Source organism: Lachnoclostridium sp., assembly GCF_031997925.1.
In the GTDB taxonomy this organism is placed as follows: domain Bacteria; phylum Bacillota; class Clostridia; order Lachnospirales; family Lachnospiraceae; genus Lachnoclostridium.
Map to the genome: position 1 here is coordinate 1 of NZ_DAMADT010000010.1, position 5,639 is coordinate 5,639.

The 5,639-nt window shown below is 34.7% G+C and carries 4 protein-coding genes; all 4 read left to right on the plus strand.

Annotated features, from left to right (window positions below; all coding sequences use genetic code 11):
* Positions 1-832: ABC transporter permease (locus RTP52_RS08630; protein WP_312370586.1), on the plus strand; the 832-nt coding region annotated here is incomplete at its 5' end.
* A gap of 91 nt (positions 833-923) precedes the next feature.
* Positions 924-1,829 (plus strand): carbohydrate ABC transporter permease, encoded by a 906-nt coding sequence (locus RTP52_RS08635; protein ID WP_312370588.1) that lies wholly within the window; start codon positions 924-926, stop codon positions 1,827-1,829.
* A 134-nt stretch (positions 1,830-1,963) separates the two neighbouring features.
* Complete coding sequence (locus RTP52_RS08640) at positions 1,964-3,109, plus strand: glycosyl hydrolase family 8 (protein WP_312370730.1); 1,146 nt, start codon at positions 1,964-1,966, stop codon at positions 3,107-3,109.
* Positions 3,110-3,287: 178 nt separating this feature from the next.
* The gene (locus tag RTP52_RS08645) at positions 3,288-5,453 is read left to right on the plus strand and encodes a methyl-accepting chemotaxis protein (protein ID WP_312370590.1); all 2,166 of its coding nucleotides are present in this window, start codon (positions 3,288-3,290) and stop codon (positions 5,451-5,453) included.
* Positions 5,454-5,639: the final 186 nt, after the last annotated feature.

Sequence of the window (5,639 nt, forward strand, 5' to 3'; positions counted from 1 at the left end):
CTTTTACTACGCACCTCTTGGCGGTTGGATCATGGCTTTTCAAAATTATAAGCCAAAGGGAGGGTTATTACACTCTCAGTTTGTAGGATTAGCAAAATTTAAAACACTTTTTTCAAATGATGTGTTTATTCGGGTAATTCGCAATACGTTATGTATGGGGATTATCAATCTAGTATTAAGTTTTGTATTTTCTATTGGTCTTGCAATCCTACTAAATGAGGTTCGAAATAAAAGGGGAAAGAAGTTTGTCCAGACGGTCTCCTATCTGCCTCATTTTTTATCTTGGATTATTGTAACTGGAATTGTAATGGATGTATTATCTTTAGAAACTGGTATTATAAATCAAGCTTTAGTAGCACTACATATTATAAATAAGCCGATCAATTGGCTTGCTTATCCAAAATTCTTTTGGCTTATTGTTGGTTTTGCGAATGTATGGAAGGAAACAGGATGGGGCTCAATTATTTATTTAGCCTCGATTACTTCAATAAATCCTGACCTTTATGAGGCGGCATCCATTGATGGTGCTGGCAGATTGCAAAAGATTTTTCATATCACTTTACCAGGTATTAAGCCTACGATTTTTATCTTATTATTAATCAATGTTGGAAATGTTCTAAATGCAGGATTTGAAGTTCAATATTTATTAGGGAATGGCCTTGTTCAAAGCGTATCCCAAACAATTGATATCTATGTTTTAAAATACGGTATCAGTATGGGTGATTATTCTATTGGTACTGCCGCAGGTATATTCAAGAGCTTAGTAAGTATTATTATCATCTTTTTAGCGAATAAGGCAGCGAAAATAGCGGGTGAAGAACGTTTATTCTAGCAGGTATTTCAGCGATAAAAATATTCACACGGTAATTGATTTGCATTGTCTTGCAAGTAAGACAATAAGTAGCGCAGAAATGAGGGTAAAGATGAAAAAATTTGTTAGGACTAGAAAAAAGAAAAGTAGTGTGGGTGATAAAGTTTTTACAATAGTAAATACAATGATACTAACGATATTTGTAATAATAACTTTATACCCTATTCTAAATACATTAGCAATTTCTTTTAATGATGGAACTGATGCTTTAAGAGGTGGTATCTATCTATGGCCACGGGTATTTACTTGGAAAAATTATCAGACCATAATACATAAGCAAAATCTTCTAACTGCAACAGAGATTTCAATTTTAAGGACTGTAATAGCGACGGTAACTCAATTATTTGTGACCGCACTATTAGCATATGTTTTAAGTCGTAAAAATTTTATATTCCGAAAACAAATATCTCTATTATATGTTTTAACGATGTATGTGAATGGAGGACTGATTCCGACCTTTTTGCTCTATAAGGGGTTAGGGCTAACAAACAGCTTCTGGGTTTATATTATTCCAGGTATGGTTAGTGCCTTCAATATGCTAGTAATACGTACTTATATGACTGGATTACCAGACAGTTTACAGGAGTCTGCGGAAATTGATGGAGCAGGGCACTTTACGATCTTTCTAAGAATTATCGTGCCTTTATGTAAACCTGTATTTGCAACTATTGCATTATTTATCGCGGTTTATCAATGGAACTCTTGGTTTGATACGATGTTATATAACCGGATGAGAGGTGAATACACCACACTTCAATATGAATTAATGAAGCTATTATCTGCGGTTACAAACAATAGTTCCAATGCAGAGACCATGAAAAATGCTGGAAATCAAGTAACTCCAGCCTCGATACGAGCAGCAGCAACGATCATAACATCACTACCAATTGTCTGTCTATATCCATTTCTTCAAAGATACTTTGTAACAGGATTGACCATTGGTGGGGTGAAGGAGTAGTTTAAGCTATGAGTTTATGCGTAGGTAACAAGGCTTGGAATAAGCAGGCCTTACCTCAGTTTGCAAGGTTAAAAAATTAAAAAGATAAAATCATATTAGAAACGCTAATCTTTGGGTGAGATGGAGGAGACATGATGGAGGGTACAATTAAGAGTGGATATTACCGAAATAAGTTTACCGAATTAGGCTATAAAGAAGAGGATGTAAACAAGAAAATTGAAGATAGTTTTCAGACCTTGTTCTATGGTTTACCAGAAGAACGAATATATTTTCCTGTGGGGGAGGATTTAGGATATATTGTGGATACCGGAAATCATGACGTTCGAACCGAGGGAATGTCTTACGGTATGATGATGTGTGTGCAATTAGATAAAAAAGAGGAATTTGATCGCTTATGGAATTGGGCAAAGACTTATATGTATATGGATTCTGGTGTTAACAAAGGTTATTTTGCTTGGTCTTGTAAAACAGATGGAACGAAAAATTCCTACGGACCAGCGCCAGATGGTGAGGAGTATTTTGCATTAGCATTGTTTTTTGCATCCAACCGATGGGGCGATGGGAAAGGGATTTTCGATTATAGTAAACAAGCAAGAGAACTTCTTCATGAATGTATCCATAAAGGAGAAGGGGATGGAACCGGAGAACCTATGTGGGAGCCATCGAACTACCTGATAAAATTCATACCTAATTGTAATTTTACAGATCCATCGTATCATTTACCACACTTTTATGAGTTATTTGCACTTTGGGCGTATGAAGAAGATAGGGAATTCTTTAAAAAAGCAGCGGATGCGAGTCGTTCCTACCTAAAACTTGCATGTCATGAAAAGACTGGACTCTGTTCAGAATACGCAGAATATGATGGAACTGTTCATAGTGGAGATCAAGAAAAATTTGGACGTCATGATTGGTATTACAGCGATGCTTATCGAACCATTGCAAACATTGGTCTTGATTATCTTTGGTTTGCAGCTGATGAATGGCAAGTGACATGCGCTAATAATTTACAGCAATTCTTTTGTGAAACAGTGAAACATCATGCAAGTGGTATTTATCAAGTGGATGGAACGATAATTATGGGCGAAGCATTACACCCTGTTGCAATGATTGCTACCAATGCGCAGGCGTCCTTAGCGGCAAATGGTCCTTATGCGAACGAATGTGTCGATAAGTTTTATCATACTGAATTAAGGGCTGGAGATAGAAGATATTACGACAATTGCTTATATATGTTTGCGCTCTTAGCCTTAAGTGGAAACTATCGTATTTGGATGTAGATAAATATTATTAAAATTGTAGGATATAAATTGAATAATGGAATGAGAATATATTAATTAAATAGCAGGGTATAAATTAAATAGTGGAATGTAAATCAAAGCTTCGGTAGTGAATTCACAGGTTTCTTTTGCAATAAAATAGTGCCATAAGGGAGCATGCATAGAGGTGGAGATGAATATGAAGGAGAAAGAAAATAAATTAGCGAATCAAAAATGGGGTACAAATGAAACTAAATTTAAAGCAGAGAAAGAAAAAGAGATTAAGTCGAAAATAAAAAATACTGCTGAGAATGAGAACAAGAAAGTAAATAGAAAAAAGGGTTTTATTAGTATTGGTTTTAAGATGGTTGTCATTTATTTTATTCCAGTGATTTTCCTTATTATTTTAGGAGTAGCTTCTTATCTCGTAGCCTCAAAAGGTATCGTAAAGAATTACGAACAAGCCACTCTAAATTCACTTGACATGATGAGTAAATATTATTCTTATGGACTAAAAAAACAAGAATCAAAAACATTAGAATACATCATGAATAATACGGTACGCGATTATTATGGCAACAGTCAAAACGATGCTGTAAAAGAATTAGAACTTGTAAAGAAATTATCATCAACCTTTGGGAATGTAATCAGTTTAGATGAAGATGTAAATAATATATACTTCTTTGGAAATGGTCACAAGTCAATCATAGGATCGGAAATCTATAGCTCTGAAACCTATCAATCGATTAGTGGTGAGGGTGAAATTAGAGAATTCTTAGATTCTGGTAAAACGGTTGCATGGATTGGTTCTCATAAACTACTCGATGAAGTTGTGCAAAAGCCAAAGGATTACGGGATGTCTTGTATCCGTTATATCTTAAGTCCCTCTGGTAAGAAGGTTGGAATCATGATACTTGATATTTCTTATGATTTTATCAAGAATACTCTAACAGAAAGTAATCTCCCAGAAGGTAGTATGGTTGCATTTATTACGAATGATGGGAAAGAAATCATTGCTTCAAAAGGTGAGAATTACATATCATTATTAGAAAATAATTTATTTCAACCTGAAAAAGATTTAGAGCAACATGGGTACTCCTATGTAGATTATAAGGGAAAAAACTACTTAGTTTTATATTCAAGGTTAGAAACGAGTGGTGCTTATACATGTGCCTTAGTTCCGAAAGAGGCGGTTATCAAGCAAGTTGATTCGGTAAAGTCTGTAACAGTTATTATAGTAATTTGCGCGAGTACGATAGCATGTCTTTGTGGAATTTTATTTGCAAGAAGTATTTCAGGTGTCATTAAGAAAATGAATCATGTATTAGCTGCAACAGCAGAAGGAGAGTTAACGAATCAGCTTGATTTAGATAGAAAAGATGAGTTTTTACATCTGGGTATGGCAATCAATAAAATGAATGAAAACATGAGAGGACTTATCCGTAAAACTGTAAAAATTGGTGAAGTAGTTTCTTTTTCTTCAAAGGAAGTAACAAAAACATCTCAAGTTTTATTTGATACTTCAAAAGGAATTCATACTTCAATATCGGATATTGAAGTTGGAACAGGAGATCAGGCCAGAGAGATTGAGCAGTGTTATTTACATATGAATGATTTAGCAGACCAGATTGTGAGCGTGCATCACAGTATGAATGAGATGGTAAAGGTATCCGATGATACAAAACTAATTTTGGCTGATAATACAGAAATGGTAAAAGAGTTAGGGGAAAATGCAAGAAATACTGCAGATATAACAAAAGGGGTTATTGAGCAGGTACAAAGACTTGGCATGGAATCTAAAACAATAACGAATATTGTAAATTCCATCGATGATATAGCAAGTCAAACGAATCTCTTATCACTCAATGCCTCGATTGAAGCAGCAAGAGCGGGAGAAGCAGGTAGAGGATTCTCAGTGGTAGCAGATGAAATAAGAAAATTGGCAGAACAATCTAGGGCATCAGCTGCTGAGATAAGCAAGATAGTTCATTACATTCAAAACCTTTCTGATTCTACTATGGAAAGTGCTCATCAAGCAGAAAACATGTTAGAAATACAAGAACATGCAATGGAAGATACGATAGGTGCATTTGGGTTAATTGAAAATCAAGTAGAAAAACTCGTTGTTAGTATTTTGTCCATTAGCGAACGAATTACAGTAATTACAAATAAGAAGAACATAACTTTAGAAGCACTGGAAACTATCTCTGCGACATCAGAAGAAACCGCAGCAGCTTCCATTCAACTTGTTACAACGGCAGACAGTCAATTAAATGCAGTAGAGTCTTTAAAACGAGAGGCAGAAGAATTACAGAAAGAGGCTATCTCATTAACTCAAGCGATACGATTATTTAAAATAGAATAGGGGGACAAACTATCCTCGGAACTTTTAATAAATCAAGAGTTCCGAGGATAGTTTTTAAATTAGCGTATATATTAACTTGTGAATTAGGATAAAAGTACTTAGAGTGAATCATATGTAATATGATTTCTGAACTTTGCATTATTTTATTAATTACACAACTTTAATTAGTATGGGGTAGCTAGCATA